This window comes from Candidatus Campbellbacteria bacterium (assembly GCA_028817035.1).
GTDB lineage: Bacteria > Patescibacteriota > Minisyncoccia > Phycocordibacterales > JABAAK01 > JAPPQH01.
On sequence record JAPPQH010000005.1, the window covers coordinates 33,245 to 49,535 of the forward strand.

Annotated in this window: 19 protein-coding genes and 2 tRNA genes; 3 read left to right on the top strand and 18 right to left on the bottom strand. The window is 40.6% G+C overall.

From position 1 onward, the window contains the following. Nucleotides 1–92: 92 nt before the first annotated feature. Complete coding sequence (locus OXU73_00630; protein MDD9867827.1) at nt 93–401, bottom strand: hypothetical protein; 309 nt, start codon at nt 399–401, stop codon at nt 93–95. Nucleotides 402–419: 18 nt separating this feature from the next. Continuing rightward, a complete protein-coding gene (locus OXU73_00635; GenBank protein MDD9867828.1) occupies nt 420–1,010 on the bottom strand; it encodes a redoxin domain-containing protein in 591 nt (196 codons plus the stop codon). Nucleotides 1,011–1,064: 54 nt separating this feature from the next. Here OXU73_00635 and OXU73_00640 point away from each other — a divergent pair, with 54 nt between their 5' ends. Beyond that, nucleotides 1,065–1,703: a DNA-3-methyladenine glycosylase gene (locus OXU73_00640; GenBank protein MDD9867829.1), complete on the top strand. Its 639-nt coding sequence runs from the start codon at nt 1,065–1,067 to the stop codon at nt 1,701–1,703. Nucleotides 1,704–2,288: 585 nt separating this feature from the next. Here OXU73_00640 and OXU73_00645 read toward each other — a convergent pair. The 9 genes from OXU73_00645 to pilM all read right to left on the bottom strand — a co-directional run bounded on the left by OXU73_00645 (nt 2,289) and on the right by pilM (nt 11,311). Continuing rightward, the gene (locus tag OXU73_00645) at nt 2,289–2,777 is read right to left on the bottom strand and encodes a hypothetical protein (GenBank protein MDD9867830.1); all 489 of its coding nucleotides are present in this window, start codon (nt 2,775–2,777) and stop codon (nt 2,289–2,291) included. Nucleotides 2,778–2,806: 29 nt separating this feature from the next. Next, on the bottom strand, nt 2,807–3,379 hold the full coding sequence (locus tag OXU73_00650) for a prepilin-type N-terminal cleavage/methylation domain-containing protein (protein MDD9867831.1): 573 nt from the start codon (nt 3,377–3,379) through the stop codon (nt 2,807–2,809). 131 nt (nt 3,380–3,510) lie between these two features. Further along, nucleotides 3,511–4,713 carry a type II secretion system F family protein gene (locus tag OXU73_00655; protein MDD9867832.1) on the bottom strand — a complete coding sequence of 401 codons (1,203 nt, stop codon included), beginning with the start codon at nt 4,711–4,713 and terminating at the stop codon, nt 3,511–3,513. A gap of 71 nt (nt 4,714–4,784) precedes the next feature. Further along, nucleotides 4,785–5,858 carry a PilT/PilU family type 4a pilus ATPase gene (locus tag OXU73_00660; protein ID MDD9867833.1) on the bottom strand — a complete coding sequence of 358 codons (1,074 nt, stop codon included), beginning with the start codon at nt 5,856–5,858 and terminating at the stop codon, nt 4,785–4,787. Continuing rightward, entirely contained in the window at nt 5,848–8,175 is a 2,328-nt protein-coding gene (locus tag OXU73_00665; protein ID MDD9867834.1) for a GspE/PulE family protein, read from the bottom strand. The genes OXU73_00660 and OXU73_00665 overlap by 11 nt, the downstream gene beginning before the upstream one ends. A gap of 4 nt (nt 8,176–8,179) precedes the next feature. Beyond that, entirely contained in the window at nt 8,180–8,479 is a 300-nt protein-coding gene (locus OXU73_00670; GenBank protein MDD9867835.1) for a hypothetical protein, read from the bottom strand. Further along, the gene (locus OXU73_00675; protein MDD9867836.1) at nt 8,476–9,048 is read right to left on the bottom strand and encodes a hypothetical protein; all 573 of its coding nucleotides are present in this window, start codon (nt 9,046–9,048) and stop codon (nt 8,476–8,478) included. The genes OXU73_00670 and OXU73_00675 overlap by 4 nt, the downstream gene beginning before the upstream one ends. A 5-nt stretch (nt 9,049–9,053) precedes the next feature. Beyond that, complete coding sequence (locus OXU73_00680) at nt 9,054–10,073, bottom strand: hypothetical protein (protein MDD9867837.1); 1,020 nt, start codon at nt 10,071–10,073, stop codon at nt 9,054–9,056. 80 nt (nt 10,074–10,153) lie between these two features. Continuing rightward, on the bottom strand, nt 10,154–11,311 hold the full coding sequence (gene pilM / locus OXU73_00685; GenBank protein MDD9867838.1) for a pilus assembly protein PilM: 1,158 nt from the start codon (nt 11,309–11,311) through the stop codon (nt 10,154–10,156). Nucleotides 11,312–11,346: 35 nt separating this feature from the next. Here pilM and OXU73_00690 point away from each other — a divergent pair, with 35 nt between their 5' ends. Next, complete coding sequence (locus OXU73_00690; GenBank protein MDD9867839.1) at nt 11,347–12,003, top strand: phosphoribosyltransferase family protein; 657 nt, start codon at nt 11,347–11,349, stop codon at nt 12,001–12,003. Between the two features lie 74 nt (nt 12,004–12,077). Next, nucleotides 12,078–12,149: transfer RNA gene (locus tag OXU73_00695), tRNA-His, on the top strand. Nucleotides 12,150–12,382: 233 nt separating this feature from the next. Here the strand turns inward: OXU73_00695 and OXU73_00700 are convergent. The 7 genes from OXU73_00700 to rplS form a co-directional block, all read right to left on the bottom strand. After that, nucleotides 12,383–13,804 (bottom strand): hypothetical protein, encoded by a 1,422-nt coding sequence (locus OXU73_00700; GenBank protein ID MDD9867840.1) that lies wholly within the window; start codon nt 13,802–13,804, stop codon nt 12,383–12,385. Nucleotides 13,805–13,987: 183 nt separating this feature from the next. Next, nucleotides 13,988–14,173: a hypothetical protein gene (locus OXU73_00705; protein ID MDD9867841.1), complete on the bottom strand. Its 186-nt coding sequence runs from the start codon at nt 14,171–14,173 to the stop codon at nt 13,988–13,990. 108 nt (nt 14,174–14,281) lie between these two features. Beyond that, the gene (locus tag OXU73_00710; GenBank protein ID MDD9867842.1) at nt 14,282–14,554 is read right to left on the bottom strand and encodes a hypothetical protein; all 273 of its coding nucleotides are present in this window, start codon (nt 14,552–14,554) and stop codon (nt 14,282–14,284) included. 119 nt (nt 14,555–14,673) lie between these two features. Next, a tRNA-Leu gene (locus tag OXU73_00715) sits at nt 14,674–14,760 on the bottom strand. A 266-nt stretch (nt 14,761–15,026) separates the two neighbouring features. Further along, nucleotides 15,027–15,296, bottom strand: a complete 270-nt coding sequence (locus OXU73_00720) for a hypothetical protein (GenBank protein MDD9867843.1) — start codon at nt 15,294–15,296, stop codon at nt 15,027–15,029. A 63-nt stretch (nt 15,297–15,359) separates the two neighbouring features. Continuing rightward, the gene (locus tag OXU73_00725) at nt 15,360–15,602 is read right to left on the bottom strand and encodes a hypothetical protein (protein MDD9867844.1); all 243 of its coding nucleotides are present in this window, start codon (nt 15,600–15,602) and stop codon (nt 15,360–15,362) included. Between the two features lie 24 nt (nt 15,603–15,626). After that, nucleotides 15,627–16,250, bottom strand: a complete 624-nt coding sequence (gene rplS, locus OXU73_00730; protein ID MDD9867845.1) for a 50S ribosomal protein L19 — start codon at nt 16,248–16,250, stop codon at nt 15,627–15,629. Nucleotides 16,251–16,291 lie beyond the last annotated feature (41 nt).

Consider the following 16,291-nt stretch of genomic DNA (forward strand, 5'->3'; position numbering starts at 1 on the left):
AGAGGAATTTGTGGGTAAAGTTGGGAAAACCAGCAACCTCGCTTAAAAATTTATCAATTCCCAAGACAAAAAATTACAGCGCAACCGCCTTGCTATTGACGAGATTTCTTTTTTATGCTGAAGATATTTTTCTGCTCAATCCAAACACCTATTGAATAGTATATGAGAAAGTTTATAGTCGCACCCATGAATACTATGATGTAAAAAATTGTAGGATCTGAAGAATAAACTGGCATCGTGGGAATACTTACAACAAGAGAAACAATAAACTGCGACAGTGGATACCCCGCAAGCAACGCAAGCAATATGGAAGTCGGCGCGTATGCAAGGGCAATAGACAAAATAAACCAAATAATTACACACCAAGCGATAGGTCTTCTAAGAAGTTTTATATATCTCATTCAATTGTATTTTATTCTTTATATCTTCCCTACCAAGTTCTCTCCAGGCTCAAGCTTGTCTTTTCCAGGTTCCCAACTTGCAGGACAAACTTTCTTTCCACCTGTTTTTTCTACTTCAATGGCTGCACGCAACTTACGAAGAAGTTCTTTAGCAGAACGACCTATTGAATTGTCGTTTATCTCTACACTCTTTACAATTCCATCTTTGTTCAAAAGATATGTTCCGCGCAAAGTAACACCTTCATCATCAATATAAATACCAAAACTTTTGGCAATTTTTCCCGTTGCGTCAGATCCCATAGGAAACCCAACTTTTGAAACAGCAGGAGATGTGTCGTGCCACGCTTTGTGAGCAAACGCTGTATCGGTTGAGAAAGAAATTACTTCTGCTCCCTCTTTCTTAAACTCTTCATAGTATTGCGCCATCTCTTCAAGTTCAGTGGGACATATAAATGTAAAGTCGGCAGGATAAAAGAATAGTATTAACCATTTTCCTCTAAAATCAGAGAATTTTTTTCTTTCTATCTTTCCATTTTGATATAAATCAAAACTGCAGTCAGGTACTTCTTTGGAAACACCTATTATTTTATTATTTATGTTATCTTCCATATTGGTTTGAAAATCAAATTTTATTTGTTATCATTTGTAATAAATACACATTATATGTTACACAAAATACATAATTATATCAACACCGATATTTCGTTAAATCATAAATTTTTCAAAAACAAGGGTGCCGTTCGTGTTGCCCGCGCTCTCTTGGGCAAGGCAATCATAATTCACAGGTTGGAGGGTGTGAGTCCAATTGGAAAGACCGAATACGACCTTGCCGAGCTTGCGAGGCAAGTCAAGCGAGTGGCGGAGCCGCGAGCGATAATAAATAAGGTAGCAATAATAACAGAAACAGAGGCATATACACAAAAGGATGAGGCATCGCATTCTTTTCGTGGAAAAACTGAAAGAAACAAAAGCATGTTTCTCAGAGCTGGCTATTCATATGTATATCTCATATATGGCGTCCATCACTGCCTTAATATAGTAGCCGAGAAAGAAGGGGTCGGATCTGCCGTTTTGATAAGAGGGGTGATTCTGAAAGAAGGAGAAAAAGAAAGGAAAATAGCAGGACCTGGCAGGGTCTGTAAGGAACTTAAAATCAGCAGAAAACACGATGGAATTGATTTGCTTGATATACAAAGCCCTATATTTATAGCAGATGTTGGAATATCAGCGAAAAATATCAAAAGATCGGAAAGAATCGGCATCTCAAAAGGAAAAGAGAAGAAATGGAGATTCATCGCCTAAGGGTTGATAATAGTGGGATAATAGGGGGTTGACAGATGGTTGGCTTGGGTGTAAGATACTAAACAGATGGGGATTGGAAATCGCCCAAAAATGCGATTCTCCAACAAACCCAACCGATCTCTAAACTCCAAATACAACCAGTTGCTCTGAAGGGCGGTGTTTATGTTGTATTTGTCTCAGTAGAACTGAAGGCTTGTCGTTTACAGCGGCAACCTTCGGTAAATTAGCGACAGCCCTTAGTGGTTGTTTCTTGAGGTCCCCAGTAAGCAAAACTTCTGGGTAGGAATGCAGTTAAATCCAAGACTCTACTGAGGCTGAACGATGGAGAAAAGTTGAAAATCCCAACACGGTCGCAGGAGGACTGGGATATCACAATTTCTTCAAAGGACAGTGAAACTGCAGGCAGCGCGCCAATAACACTTTGTGTTAGGTGCGCTGCTTTTATTTTTATTATGCGAAAATGGGGGTGCGGTGAGCAAGTGGAAACAAGCAAAACACCCGCGGGGGCGGGTGTTTTGCTTGCGGGGTGGAGCCACGCATCTGTGCGGGGCGGAGCCGCGCACTTTTTTCCATCTTTTAGATGTTTTATTGTGGGCAGGCGGTTAGGTTTGTTGTGGCAAACCTGTACTTTCTGCCTATTCTCTGCTGATCTATCGGTATGATACCAGATATTTCAGTGTATTCTCTTGATGTGCCGAGAGAATCGGTGCACCACCAAGTTGGATTTTCTCCTTCAAGTTCAAAGAGGGCGACCCATTCGTTTTGTGTGGAGTTGCAGACGATTTTGTCGTCTTTGTTTCCTGTTCTTTTCTGGACTAAGTCCAGAGCTTCTTTAATGGTTTCGCTTGTCTCTTCACTTAATGAACCTCTGTTTCTGCCGTCTTCTACCACATTGCAAAAGTTTGTGTAGTTACCGTTTTCTGACAAGTATGCGACTGATGTGTCGCGGATGCTTGAGAGTTCTATTTTTGCTACTGATTGATTTGCGACTATCCTTTCGGGACTTGTCGGCAAAAGCAACCAGATGATGAAAAGTAGAACGAGGACAATAACAAGCAACAAAACTTTTTTCATTTGCTATGTGGTTAAGCGTTGGTTCTTAATTAGTTATTCTCGCAAGTAAAATCTCCTGAGGTTGTTCTCTTAATAGCCGCATATCCAGACACAGTTGATGCGTTATCATAGTTCCACTCACCACCAGTAGCACTTCCATCGGTTCCGGTAATTTCTTTTGATCGTCCAGCAGAATCAACACAATACCAATTCTCACCATTTGTTGCATCAACATCCTCTAACCTAAAAGCAGCAACCCAAGCATCTTTGTTTGATGCACAAAGAATTCTATTGTTGCCACGGGTGCTGAAACGTTCGCTTATTGACACTATTATTGTCTCTGCACTTTCTGATGCTTTCTTCACCTTTTCGTCACTACTGGCAGAATTGGTGAGAAGAGTTCCACTGTCAGTATTACAAAAAGTTGCAAAGCTGCCACTATTAGCATCCTTATACTCTACACCAACAGTTCTAAGTTGTCCCAACTCCAGTTGTGATACATTAGTGTTTGCTGTGTCCTCAGTCGTTGAAAGGGAAACCAAAACAACGGATGACAAGACACCAATGATAGCAACCACAATAAGCAATTCAATAAGAGTAAATCCTTTATTCATTATTTTCATAATAATTTACAATTTTTAATTAATATATTAATAAACACCTAAAAGGTATTAATTTTAATTATATAGATAAAATAAGGATTTTATCATTTATTATGCATTAAGGTTGGTGATAAAGAAAAGGCGGAAAATCCTTAAAATTGGCTTGAAATTGTGTATATCGGCAGGAGGACAGATGCCATCAGAATTGAGACGGCGAGCCCCAAAAACACTATAAGCAGTGGTTCTATGAGTTTTAAGGTGGCGTCTACATAGTCCTTTAACTCATTTTCATAGAAATTCGCCGCTGATGCCATCATACTGCTCAGTTCTCCTGTCTCCTCACCGACACGGGACATCTGAGACATAAGCGGAGGTATCAAGTCGGAGTGTGTGTCCAACACGCTGGCAAAGGATGATCCACCTTTTATCTTTTTTGATGCATCAATGAGCATTTTTTCATATATGACATTGTCCACGACTTTTGCCGTAACTTCTGTGGCACGAAGGAGCTGAACACCACTTGTTAACATAAGGGAGATGTTGTTCGCTATGCGAGAGAGGTAGAGGTTTCTATACAACCTCCCTATTATGGGGGTTGAGAGTTTGAGAAAGTCAAAAAACTTTTTTCCCTGTTTGGTTCTGCTATATTGGAATATTCCACCCAACAAAATAAGTATGAAAATAAAGAGCAAGAGAGAATTTCCTGCGACGAAATCACTTATAGCCAACATTATGGAGGTTATAAAAGGAAGTTCGGCTCCTGAATCTACGAGGATGGTCGCTATCTGCGGTATGACGAAACCAAACATAATCCACATAACTCCAACAAAAGTTAGTATGACAAAAGCGGGATAAATAAGTGCACCTTTTATTTTTCTTGTCACATCATATGACCTCTCTAAGTAGTCCGCGAGCCGAAGAAAAGATGTGTTTAATGTTCCTGCTTCCTCACCGACGGCGACCATGTTAACATAAAAAGGTGAAAATGCTTCTTCGTGTTCTGCGAGTGAGTTTGCTATTGGGACACCTTTTTTTATACTCTCAGAAACTTGGGTCAGTATGTCCGCTAATGCGGGGTTGCTGACCTGAGATGTCATAAGAACGAACGCACGGTAGGCAGGGACACGCGCTTCAAAGAGGGTTGCGATCTGTCTTGAGAAAAGAACTATGTCTTTGTTTTTAACTCTCTTTTTGATTATATCAACGCCCCAAACTGATTTCTTTTCTTCTTTCAGAGATATGATTGTTATTCCTCTGCTTTGCAGTGTTGTTATCGCAGAGTTTTTGTTGACTGCTTCTACCATTCCCTTTGCTTGAACTCCGTCTTTATTTATTCCTGTGTATTCAAAAATCATATTTGTTTTTTAGTTTTTAGTGTTGGTTTTTGTTTTTTGTTGGTTGTTTGCTGTTTGCCGATGGATTATGGTTATGACAAGAAATAACCAAGCGACTTGGAGTCCGTTGCCATTTGGAGAGCCATTTCGTTGCTTATTTCCCCTTCTTTTACAAGGTTTGCGAGGGATTGGTCAAGCTGTATCATCCCTTCGTGTAGGTGGCTTTGTATTATTGAGGAGATGTCAGAGAGCCGATTTTCCCTGATTATGTTTGCTATCGCGGGGTTGTTGAGCAGAACCTCATAAGCGGGGACAAGTCCGCCGCCGACCCTTGTGACGAGGCGGATGGAGAATATGCCGAGTAGTGAGTATGAGAGTTGTTCTCTTATCTGCTCTTTGTCGTTGTGAGGGAATGAGCCTACTATTCTGTTTATGGTGTCTGCTGCGCCGTTGGTGTGGAGTGTTGAGAGGACTAAGTGACCTGTTTCTGATGCTCTTATGGCTGTTGTTATGGTTTCTTTTGTTCTCATCTCACCGACCATCATCACATCCACATCTGCTCTCAGTGCGGTGTTTAGTCCGTCTTCAAAGTTTTTTACATCTGTTGGGACTTCGCGCTGTGTGATTATACTTTTTTTGGATGAGAGGATGTATTCAATGGGGTCTTCAATAGTCATTATGTGTCTTGAGTGGCTTTGGTTTGTGTCTTCAAGCATTGAAAAAATTGTTGTTGTCTTTCCGTGACCTACTGGACCGACAACAAGGAAGAATCCTTGCGACCTGCCGACAACATCTCTAAGGACGGAAGGCAGGGATATTTCTTCTAAGCGGGGGATGAAGGTTGATATGTAGCGGAGGTTTATGGCTATTGAGCCTTTTGTGAAGTAGGCGCTGCCACGGAAACGGGCGGAGGTTTGGTCTATGGTGTGTGTGTGTGAAAACTGTAGAAACTTTTGTATTGAAAGCTTTTCTAATTGTTCAGCGGTTAGGAGCTCGGAGAGGAAGTTGTTCATATCTTCGTCTGAGAGTTCTTTTTTGTTTGGTATTGAGATAAGTTTTCTGAATACACGGATTGACGGAACAACATTTGGCAAAAGGTGTATGTCTGACCCTTCTTGGTCTATCAAAAGTTCAATGTATTCTCTTAGTTCTGTTTTATAGTCCATAGTTTGTGTTGTTATTAAATCCGTTTGGGTTTGGTGTTGGTGTTGTTGTTGGGCTTTTTGGTGTGGCGTTGTTTGGCGTGTTTCGTGCGTTTGGGTCGGTGTATTTTCCGTTTGCTGTGGCTTGTTCTTCCTCTTCAAGATCTTTACCCATTTTTACCCTTTTGTCTAAATCAACTGCTGGTGCTATGCTTTCGTCACCATTTTCACCTTCTTTCTCGCCTACTTTTGTTTCCTGCCCTATTGTGTTTATCTCAGTATATGGGATGGTGCCTTGTGCTGCTTTTCTTATGGCGTCTTCATACATTGTAAGCATTCCCTTTTTGCGAACCAACTCATACACTTTGAGTTCTGAGGGCTTTCCAAAGATAAGTTCTTCAACTTGATCATCAACTAAAAAGCCTTCTAAAACAGCGACACGACCTTTCATCCCTGTGGGACATTTTGGTGTTGGTTGGGCTTGGTATAGTTTATCAATCTTTGGAGCCCTGTCTGAAAATTCTTCTGGTAGGTCTTCAAACACGCTTTCAAGTTGTTGTTTCATTTTTGCGTGTGGGACAAACTCCTTGCCAACTCCGTCACAAAGACGGCGGACAAGTCGCTGACCGAAGACGGCTGTTAGTGCGGGTGCGATGAGGTATGGGTCGACGCCCATGTCAATCAGTCGTGGGATGACACCGACCGCAGAGTTGGTGTGTATGGTAGAGAAAACTTGGTGGCCTGTGAGTGCCGCTTGAACGGCAAGTGCTGCGGTTTCTTTATCACGAATCTCACCAACGAAGATGACATCTGGGTCGCCGCGGAGTATGCTTCTAAGCCCGTTAGCAAATGTGTATCCTATCTCTGGTCTTATCTCTGACTGGTTTATTCCCTCAATGTTGTATTCAACTGGGTTTTCAAGTGAGACGATATTTTTTTTCTCTCTGTCTAACTGCGTTAAGATGGAATACATCGTGGTGGTTTTTCCAGAACCAGTTGGTCCTGATGAAAGGATCATTCCGTATGGTTTTGCTATCGCCTCTTTTACAATGTCAATGTGATCTTTCTCAAACCCTATGTCTTCATAAGAGAGAGAGTCGCGGCTACTATCAAGCAACCGAAGGACAACCTTCTCCCCTTCTGGTGTCGGAAGTGTCGCAACACGAAAGTCAATTTTTTTGTTTTTTATCCCTGCGGTAAAACGACCGTCTTGTGGGATTCTTTTTTCATCAAGTCGGATTCTTGACCTTATCTTTAGCTGCGCTGTCAGTGCGCTGTGGACATTTCGCGGAAGTGAAAACGCGCGTGCCAAAACACCATCCACGCGGTAACGGATTATGAGTTTCTCGCGATACGGTTCAACATGAATATCAGATGCGTTAATGTCTACACCGCGTATTAGGAGGTTGTTAACCATTTTTGTTATTGGTGCGTCTTGTCTTATCACCGCGTTTTCTGAAGCGACTTTGCTGTCTTGATCAATGGAAGAAAAAGTAACCTCTTCTTCTGTGGTTGTTGCGTAGTCATCGCTTTTTTGGTACTCAGACAATGCGTCTTGAACTGCGCTTGTTGTTTCGCTGTATTGTTTCAAAATCGCCTCAAGGACATCTTCATTTATTTTCACCAGTTGAAAGTCAATGTTCTCGTGGGTGGAGATGAAGTTAAGGGCATCAATCGCCTCAATGTTCTTTGGGTCGGTGGTGCCCACAACGAGAACATTGTCGTCCTTCATCTCCAGAGGGACAATCCTGTAATACTTTGCTGAAGCTTCTGGGATGAATTTTAGGATGGGTGGGTCTACCTGATATTTATTGCCATTTGATGCGTAATTATTTTTTGGGGGTTGTTGTTGTGGTTGTTGTGGTGCTTGTGGTTGTTGTGCGGCGGTTGTTGGCTGTGGGGTTTTTGTTGGCTGTGCGACTTTTGTTGCCGACTCTTGTGGTGCTTGCGGTGCTTGTGGTGCTTGCGCGATTTTTTCTTTTTTTAATTCTTTTGCTTTATTTATATTTACAGAAGGATCTACCGGCTCTTTTGGTAGCCTGCTGGATAAAACTGATGGTTGTTTTTGTTGTGTTGGCTGTGCTTGTGGTTGCGCTTGTGGCTGCCCTTCTTGTGAGTTCTGGAATTTTTTTGCCAAACCACCGCCTACGCTATATGCTGTGGTTTCGTTTTCGCTTGTGTCTGTGTCTGTGGGTGTCGCTGTTGCTGTTGCTGTGGCTGTGGCTGTGTTTGTGCCTGCGCTCAATACATCATCATCTGTGGCGACAACACCCTGTGAGTTGTTAAGGGTGTCGTCCTGTTTTATTACATCTGATTTTTTTGTTTTTCCAAATAGTGCCATAGTATTATCTGAAAGGATTTTCTTTACCTTGTGTTGATGGCGTTATGGGTATTGAAAAGTCCTCTCGCGACTGTGAAGAGAAGCTTGTTATAAACTCTGTGTCTATTTTTATATCTCCTATACTATTTATCAAAACAAGCAATTCATCTGCATCGCTTACTGCCTGTGTTGTGGTTGTTTCGCCTTCAGCAACTTCTTCAACGGGTGGCGAAACAACTACACTCAAAAAGTAATACACCACGAGTGTTATAACTACGAAATATGCCAACTCTTTTATTAAAATTCTTATAGTTTCTGTGTTCATGATGCAAAATATAATTTAAAGGATATGGAAAACTGCTGTCGCGTATTTTCAACTTCCTGTCCGTCCTCACCAGAACCACCGCCACCGCCTCCAGATGTTGTGATGGATTGAATCGCGATACTCCTAACACTTCTCTCTATGTCTATCAAAAATTCTTTCATCTCAAAGTATTCCGCCTCAAATGTAAAACTCATATTCACCACCGCAACAGAATTATCTGAAGATTCGTTCCCTACTGATAAGTTTACACCATACGGACTAAGTCTTATTAACCTTCCGTTTCTTGTTATCAGTGATTCAATCTCACGAGCAAAACCAAGCAGGGATTCTGCAGAATATTTAGGAAGTGCGTTGTTTATGAGGGTCTTTGTTGCAGAAGGTATGCCTTGATATTCCCTGTTTAGAGAATCCCTCTGCTCTTGCAATTCTTGCGTTCTGGTAAAGGCGTTGTTAAGGGATGTCTGTGTCTGCTTCGTCCCCTCAACTGCAAGCCATACCGACTGAGACAGGTAGAAATAAACTAAACCTGCTACGATGATGAACAATACTGGTGTGATTATCTGTCTCATAATAATTAAGGCGAATTAGTGGGCGGTGCCGTTGTGGTGGCATCTGGCGTTGGAGGTGTTGTGGCGCCTGGCACTTGTCGTGTAGGGAGCCCTTGTTGTGCGGGGTTGGTTGGTTGTGAATTTTGTGGGGTTGTTTGTTGCTGTTGTTGTGGTTGTTGTTGTGGTTGTTGTTGTGCCGGATTTGCTGCCGGATTTATCGCTGGGTTTGCTGCTGGTTGCTGACCAAAAAAACTCGCGGGGTCAATATCAACGCCACCCTGCTCAGGGACAACGCCACTGCCTTGCTCATTATTATTGCCGTCAATAATAATGGCGGATTGTGGTGAGGAAGGGTCTTGTGTGTTTTCTTGTATAGTGTTAGGAATTACAGCATCGCGAGTTGCTTCTTTTTTTATTAAATCTTTACCAATGTTGCCCGAAACACTAAAGACATAATTGCTTGCTTGATCCCTTGGAGAAAAACTCACCTGTGAAACATTCAAAGAAGAGAAAAGTGTGTCGGACTTGAAGGCTCTTATTTGGTTTATTATGTCATTCAACGACACCAACTCTCCAGAAAAAGTTAAAGAATAACTATCATCATTTTCTGTTATGCTTATGTTGTAAATTGTTGCATCCGACAACAAAACTTTTTCAAACCGACCAAAAAATCCGTTAAAAGAAATACGCGAAGTCTCAATCTGTTTCAACGCATTCACATTGTTATGAAAACCATCAATCTCCTTTATCAACTCTGGATTAAAGTAATCTTTCGCATCAACAAGTTGTTGTTGCAATGATTCAATCTGCCTGCCAAGATACCAGTTGTATGCATGCCCTGCACCATACCAACCAAGCGAAGACAAAAGAAGTAAGAAAGACAAAATATAAAATATGGAAATCTTTTTCTCTGGCTTTTGGCTGTAAACACTATCCAAATCAGGACGGCTGCTTTGGTCCTGTCTTTGTTGCTGCAGTTGTTGCGGCTGATTATCCTGATTTACTGTCGGACTTTTCGTGAAATTATTGGCAAATTGAGGAATCATAGTTATGTTTTCTTATTATAACACCTACAAAACAACAAACACCTTTTTATAAAGGGTTTTATTGTGGTTTATTGTGGTTTTTATCTGTCCTCTTCACCCAAAGAACGAAGAGCCGAACCGATGGCGACAGAAAACTCAGGGCCTATGCGTTTTACGGAATTAGCAAGATATTTGGGGGTTTTAATAGAGAAAAATGGGGATGCCATTTCAATATCCACATTTATATTCTCTTTTGCAAGGTCCAAAAAGCCCTCAAGGATGGAGCCGCCGCCCGTCAAAACAACCTTTCCCACATTTTTTCTATACTTATTTTGGAAAGTACCCAATGAGCTGTTTATCTCACCAATGATATCTTTAACCACAAGCCCCTGCGCTCTGCGGGCGTTCTCATCACTAATAGACAAACCCTCTGCCCTTTTGACTGCCTCTGCCTCGCTAAAAGTAAAGTTCAAACTCTTTGCAAGAGCAAGGGTGATGTCCTGCCCTCCCTTGTTTATGAAGTGGGAACGAAGGATAACACCATTTTCAACTATGTAAAACTTTGTTGTGTTCGCGCCCATATCAATTATGAGTGTGGGGAAAAAATTTCTTGGCAACACCGAACGGAGAACACTAAATATCTCTATCTCAAAAAAGTTTATATTCAAATTAGACGACTGTGCCACATTTTTATATTTTGATAACTGATCGTTGTGTATCGCAACCAAAAGAACTTTCGCCTTGTCTTCTTTCTTTGGCGCATCTTTTGGTTTTTGTTCAGTATCAACTAATTCATCCCCCTCTTCCTTCGGTTCAAAAAGTGCTTGCGCTTTTGACAAAACATTTTCAGGAACAATAAACCAATCAATAGAAACCTCTTCAATGGGGATGGGAATGTATTTACGCACCTCGTAAGGAATTATTTGCGCCAGTTTTTTCTCTGCAACATTTGGAACTTCAATAAGTGAAATCAAACTCGCAGAAAAAGGTATGGAAAGACCAGCAGACCTTGTTGACACACCTGACTCTTTTAAAAGATCGGTGAACACTTCAAGCAAAATTTTATCCGACACATTGTCTATGGAACAACCCACCTCTTTTTTTACATAAGGACCTATCGCAAGAGAGCCGTATGTCTCAAGTTCCACAACGCCCTTGTCTTTTTTTAACTGGACAATTTTTATAGAAGAGGAGCCGATATCAACTCCCACAACGGATTTAGCATTGCTTTTGAAAAATTTTGAAAAAATAGATACCATTGATAATATAGATTCTGAAAAGAACTCTACAATCAATGATAATTATAACACGGACCATCGCCTTCTTTGCAAAATTATTCAAAGAAACCGCAGATATAATAGCGCCACCCAAGAAAAACACTTTTATTTTGGAGAGTAAGAGTGGCAAGATTCTTGTGCCCAAACAAACGATAAGCATACACAACGGACACAGAGCACTCACCCACTATGACGACAAGAATATGAAATTGTTGCTACACGCCTTGAAATATGAAAAAAATTTGGCTGCTGCAGGGGCGTTGGGGCAGATTTTGCTTGATATTTTGTTGGAAGAAATAGCGGAGGCACAGATGTTTTTACCACCAGAATCCATTTTGGTAACGCACATACCCGCAGATCAGAGGAGGTTGAGAAAAAGAGGATACGACCACTTGGAACTCATCTCAAAAGAACTGGAGAAAAATGATGTATCGGTTAAGGAATTGTTGCGCAAGATAAAAAGCACCGCAAGGCAGACAAAACTAACCGCGAAGGAGAGGAAGTCTAACCTTCGTGGCGCGTTTGAGGTCACGGAAAGTCTCGCAGGAAAATACATTATCGTTTTTGACGACATAACCACAACAGGAGCAACCCTAAACGAAGCGAGGAAAACACTAAAAAAGAGCGGCGCGAAAAAAGTCAGCACCATCGCCATCTGCCGCGCTGGGTTTTGATAAAGCCCAAGATGTGGACACGAATGGATCACGCTGGAAGTTTTCCCACAAATAATATAAAATGATATGGCATGGTGTCTATGGTGTAATGGTTAGCACTCGGGCTTGTGGAGCCTGCAGTGAGGGTTCGAATCCCTTTAGACACCCTTGAAATCAATTACAAATACCCTTGTGGTATTTGTAATTGGTTTTTGGTCTAAGCGGGAATTCTCACGGACGGGGTTGCAGGGGGTTTCCGAACCCCCTGCAGGGGTCAGCGAAACAAAACAATGTCTTTGTTTTGTTGAGCGCATAGGGGTGCACCCCTATGGCGCAGACAACACGAAGTGTTGTCGAGCAGTGAGTGTTCCCTTTAGACACCCCGATAAAACATATTTAATTATTTCTTAATCACATTAAGAAATCTGTACTTGCCATATGAAAGAAATTGCCGAAGTCCTGGATATTCAATAGATTCATATTTCCACCCTTTCTCAAAATCAACAAGGTATAAGCTACCGTGAAAACGTTTGGTAAAAACTAAGTATCTTAGTTTTCCATTTTCAAAAATTGGTTTTGAGTATTCTATATAATCTGGTATGTAATCCCCTCGCCATTCTCCATCAATTATCATTATGTTGTCATATAAGGAACGGCTGTCTGTCTTGAGTGGATGTTTTGTTTTATAAGCATAATGGCCGTCTTCATATATACAAACTATTGTTTTATTATCACAAAATGGAAATGAGTTTATTGCATTTTCATCATATGAGAAAAATGATCTGATTACATTTATGGTAATATCGTCTACCTTCCCTCCATTTTTTACAAGGTCAGCATTGAGTTCAACTAGTCTAGATAATTTTCTTTTGTAGTCAAATTTTAAAAGATAAAAATCACCATCAACATAATCCAAATCAATAATATTTGTGTATTCATTATCGCCATATTTCAGATATCCCAAGCCTAGACCCTCAAGGTTATCATAATTTTCTTGTCGAAATATTCTAACAATAGTATTATTATCATCTAAAAAGAAGTCTGTCACTGGCAATTTTTCATGTACTACCACGGTCGTTCCGTCTGTTATATCATATATATAAAATTTTTGTCCTTCCTCCTTTTGATAAATCACTACGCCCTTGATTTTCTTAAATATGTAGTTAGTAAAAGATGGTGCTGGTCGCAATCTATCTATTTTTTTGTCTGACAAGGGGACCCCCAAATATTCTGCTAGATAACGTTCTCCGACATCTATTTCTTTTATGTATTCTTTTGTACTCGCTATTTGTTTATTATTTAGGAAAAGCCCTCTTTCTTCACAGCCGTTTGTCCCAATAGAATCATAGTATTTGACTTTAACGCATTTCTCATAAATTACATTTTCTTCATCATACCAAAACTCATTTGGTGAAGTTGTTGATACAAAATAATTTCCATTATGTTTTATACACCATGAATTCTCTATGTGGTTACCATTTTCTGCTTTTTTGATTATCTCCTTACCACACCCTATATCACGACCTTCGCCAAAGCTATTAATTAATGAAATATATTCTTGAGAGTTTGGAATTGGTAATAAATTTGTCCACCCCTCTTCGCTTTCACCCACAACCTCGCTATTTATATTTACTTGATTATAGACTGCATCACCACCCTCCACACCAAGCAAAACACCATATTTACTAAAAAATTCTATTCGTGGCACAAGAAAGAAAATAAAGACAAAAACTAGCAATAAAAGTATTAGAAGTGTTTTTAATACTGACTTCTTATTTTTATTGATATTTTGAAGTATTCCCTTGATGTTCATCTTTGACATGGTCTATTTATCCCACCCACTAAACAACAAAAGCAGTATATCACACACCCAATTTTTCTGAAATTTAACAAGCATCTAATGAAACAAGTCCTGTTTTTAAGTGATTTTGTTGGAAAACTTGCAATATATCACTTCTCCCCAATCTCTCACACCAAATAAAAATAAATTATTCCCTGTTATTTTCTATAGCCTGTGTTCTTCAACAACACAGATTGGGTAGCCACCAGGGTTTGACCCTCCGCCAAGGTCAAGACAAATGTCAAAATATATTGCCTTGTGCCACTCCATTCCGAGCCAAAAAGCCAATACCAGACCAAGAAAAATTAAAACCGTGGAAATAAGAGTTTTATGTTTTTCCCAAACACTCATACTTTATTCTACCACGCACCGCCCTGCCCTGCAACCGAGAAAATTGGGTCAAAAGAAAAATGATGGCGTGTGGGAAAAAACTACCCCCTAAAAATCTGCTAAAGATTCTTAGGGGGTGGTGGGGTTGGAAGTTTCAAAGGTGATGCCAAACATTTCTTCAAGGCATTGTTTGGCATTGAAAAGCGTGCTTGCGCTAAAGGTTTGGGTTGGCTTTCCGTCATTCCCCACAATCACCACCTCAAAACTATTTCCCTTTTTGAAAATATCAGCAAACTTTTTCTCTTCTTTCGATCCGTCAGTTTTACAGAGATAAACAACCCATTCGGGACAATCCCCATAAATACCAAGTCGTCCTTCAGAATCCACGATGGCGACCTCCATATTATTTGTTAAAAGGACATGAACCGACTGGCTCAGAACTAATTTAATTATACCTCAAAAAGGGTCGCAGAGTGTGGAGGCGAGCGACAATAAAAAGTCGCCACCTCGGTGGCGGAACTTGGTGCTCAGGAGAGGACTTGAACCTCCACGGGATTGCTCCCACACGCCCCTCAAGCGTGCGCGTCTACCAGTTCCGCCACCTGAGCATATAGATATATCTTATATCATTTTGGGAATTTTGAGAAATGGGGTGGAAGCAAGCGAAATAGGTTGTAAAGGCATAAGTCCGACCGCAACGAGCCTGCGAGTTGCGTCAAGCGAGGCGGTGAAACTGCCGAGCGATAATAAAAAGTCGCCACCTGAGCATATAGATATATTCTATATCATTTTTCTAATCTATGTACTCCAGCCCTCAAGCGTGCGCGTCTACCCAGCGAGCCTGCGAGTTGCGTCAAGCGAACGGAGTGGGCGACTAAAATATATACTCTATTCCTTGCAATAGGTAAAAACTTACATACGGAACAAACAAGACAAAGAGGATAATCAGAAGCACATTATACACTTGTTTATCAAGGTAGCCAGCCAACCAACGATACAAATAGACGGCAACGATACCGGCTATCACAACAGAAAGCATGGCTAATGCCCAATGTGAGTAAGTCGCAACAGGAGCACTTATCACATAAATTATGGTGACTATTGCTATTACAACGGTTCCTGTTTTTGGGTTGATATTATTCATACAAATTATAGATTATCATTCTGAAAATGCACTATATAATTATTTGACTATATCAGAACTAATTTAATTATACCTCAATTTTATAAGGGTAACAATCGCAATGGTTCCCCACACGATTTCAAGCGTAAAAGATGGGAATGCTTCTCTATGAAAAGCGTTTATTCCAATACCAATCGCACCAACTAAATTCATAAGTTGATAGACACTTTTATCAGATTGGACTTTTTTAGAAGAAACAAGATAATACGCTAATAGGATTAAAAATGCTCCAATCCATCCAACTATGTCTACCCAGAGCTCAATCATGCTGTTCTTTGCTGACTTTCATGTTTATTTATTCTCCTCTTGTTTCACTTCTTCTTTCTCTTCCTGTTTTACCTCTTCCTTTGTTTCCTGTTTTACTTCTGTGCTCTGCTCCACTTTTTGCTCTTCCGTTTTCGCTTCTGCTTCTGCCTCTGCTTTTTTCACTTCCTCTTCTTTTTGTTTTGCAGCTTCTGCCTCTGCTGCTTCCTGCTTTGCTTTCGCTTCTTCTTCCTGTTTCGCTTTTTGGGCTGCGTTTTTCTTTATCTCCTCTTCACTGCTTGTTGCTTCATTAATATTCTCTGAACGGCGCAATTTTTGACGAATCACCTTAGGTGATTTTTCTCTTACAAAATAAAGTTTTGAGTGTCGGACTTTTGCACGCCGAACAATTTCTATTTTATCTATCATTGGAGAGTAAAGCGGAAAAACCTTTTCAACACCAAAGGCATCATTGATACGCCTGACTGTAAAAGTTGCACCTGATTCTTTTCCGTGCTTTCTGGCGATAACCAGACCCTCAAAGACCTGTATGCGTATGCGATCTTTTTCTGGAACTCTCTGATGAACGCGCACAGTGTCGCCCGCCCGCAAAGAAAGGCTGCGGCGGCTTTCAATATCAACTGGAGAATGGACTACACTTGAAAATTTCATATTAAGAATAATAGCACAAACAGATATTTTTGAAAAGGGCA

Coding starts and splice junctions, on each gene's coding strand:
- OXU73_00630 (MDD9867827.1), bottom strand. CDS start 401: ATGAGATATATAAAACTTCTTAGAAGACCTATCGCTTGGTGTGTAATT.
- OXU73_00635 (MDD9867828.1), bottom strand. CDS start 1,010: ATGGAAGATAACATAAATAATAAAATAATAGGTGTTTCCAAAGAAGTA.
- OXU73_00640 (MDD9867829.1), top strand. CDS start 1,065: ATGTTACACAAAATACATAATTATATCAACACCGATATTTCGTTAAAT.
- OXU73_00645 (MDD9867830.1), bottom strand. CDS start 2,777: ATGAAAAAAGTTTTGTTGCTTGTTATTGTCCTCGTTCTACTTTTCATC.
- OXU73_00650 (MDD9867831.1), bottom strand. CDS start 3,379: ATGAAAATAATGAATAAAGGATTTACTCTTATTGAATTGCTTATTGTG.
- OXU73_00655 (MDD9867832.1), bottom strand. CDS start 4,713: ATGATTTTTGAATACACAGGAATAAATAAAGACGGAGTTCAAGCAAAG.
- OXU73_00660 (MDD9867833.1), bottom strand. CDS start 5,858: ATGGACTATAAAACAGAACTAAGAGAATACATTGAACTTTTGATAGAC.
- OXU73_00665 (MDD9867834.1), bottom strand. CDS start 8,175: ATGGCACTATTTGGAAAAACAAAAAAATCAGATGTAATAAAACAGGAC.
- OXU73_00670 (MDD9867835.1), bottom strand. CDS start 8,479: ATGAACACAGAAACTATAAGAATTTTAATAAAAGAGTTGGCATATTTC.
- OXU73_00675 (MDD9867836.1), bottom strand. CDS start 9,048: ATGAGACAGATAATCACACCAGTATTGTTCATCATCGTAGCAGGTTTA.
- OXU73_00680 (MDD9867837.1), bottom strand. CDS start 10,073: ATGATTCCTCAATTTGCCAATAATTTCACGAAAAGTCCGACAGTAAAT.
- pilM (MDD9867838.1), bottom strand. CDS start 11,311: ATGGTATCTATTTTTTCAAAATTTTTCAAAAGCAATGCTAAATCCGTT.
- OXU73_00690 (MDD9867839.1), top strand. CDS start 11,347: ATGATAATTATAACACGGACCATCGCCTTCTTTGCAAAATTATTCAAA.
- OXU73_00700 (MDD9867840.1), bottom strand. CDS start 13,804: ATGTCAAAGATGAACATCAAGGGAATACTTCAAAATATCAATAAAAAT.
- OXU73_00705 (MDD9867841.1), bottom strand. CDS start 14,173: ATGAGTGTTTGGGAAAAACATAAAACTCTTATTTCCACGGTTTTAATT.
- OXU73_00710 (MDD9867842.1), bottom strand. CDS start 14,554: ATGGAGGTCGCCATCGTGGATTCTGAAGGACGACTTGGTATTTATGGG.
- OXU73_00720 (MDD9867843.1), bottom strand. CDS start 15,296: ATGAATAATATCAACCCAAAAACAGGAACCGTTGTAATAGCAATAGTC.
- OXU73_00725 (MDD9867844.1), bottom strand. CDS start 15,602: ATGATTGAGCTCTGGGTAGACATAGTTGGATGGATTGGAGCATTTTTA.
- rplS (MDD9867845.1), bottom strand. CDS start 16,250: ATGAAATTTTCAAGTGTAGTCCATTCTCCAGTTGATATTGAAAGCCGC.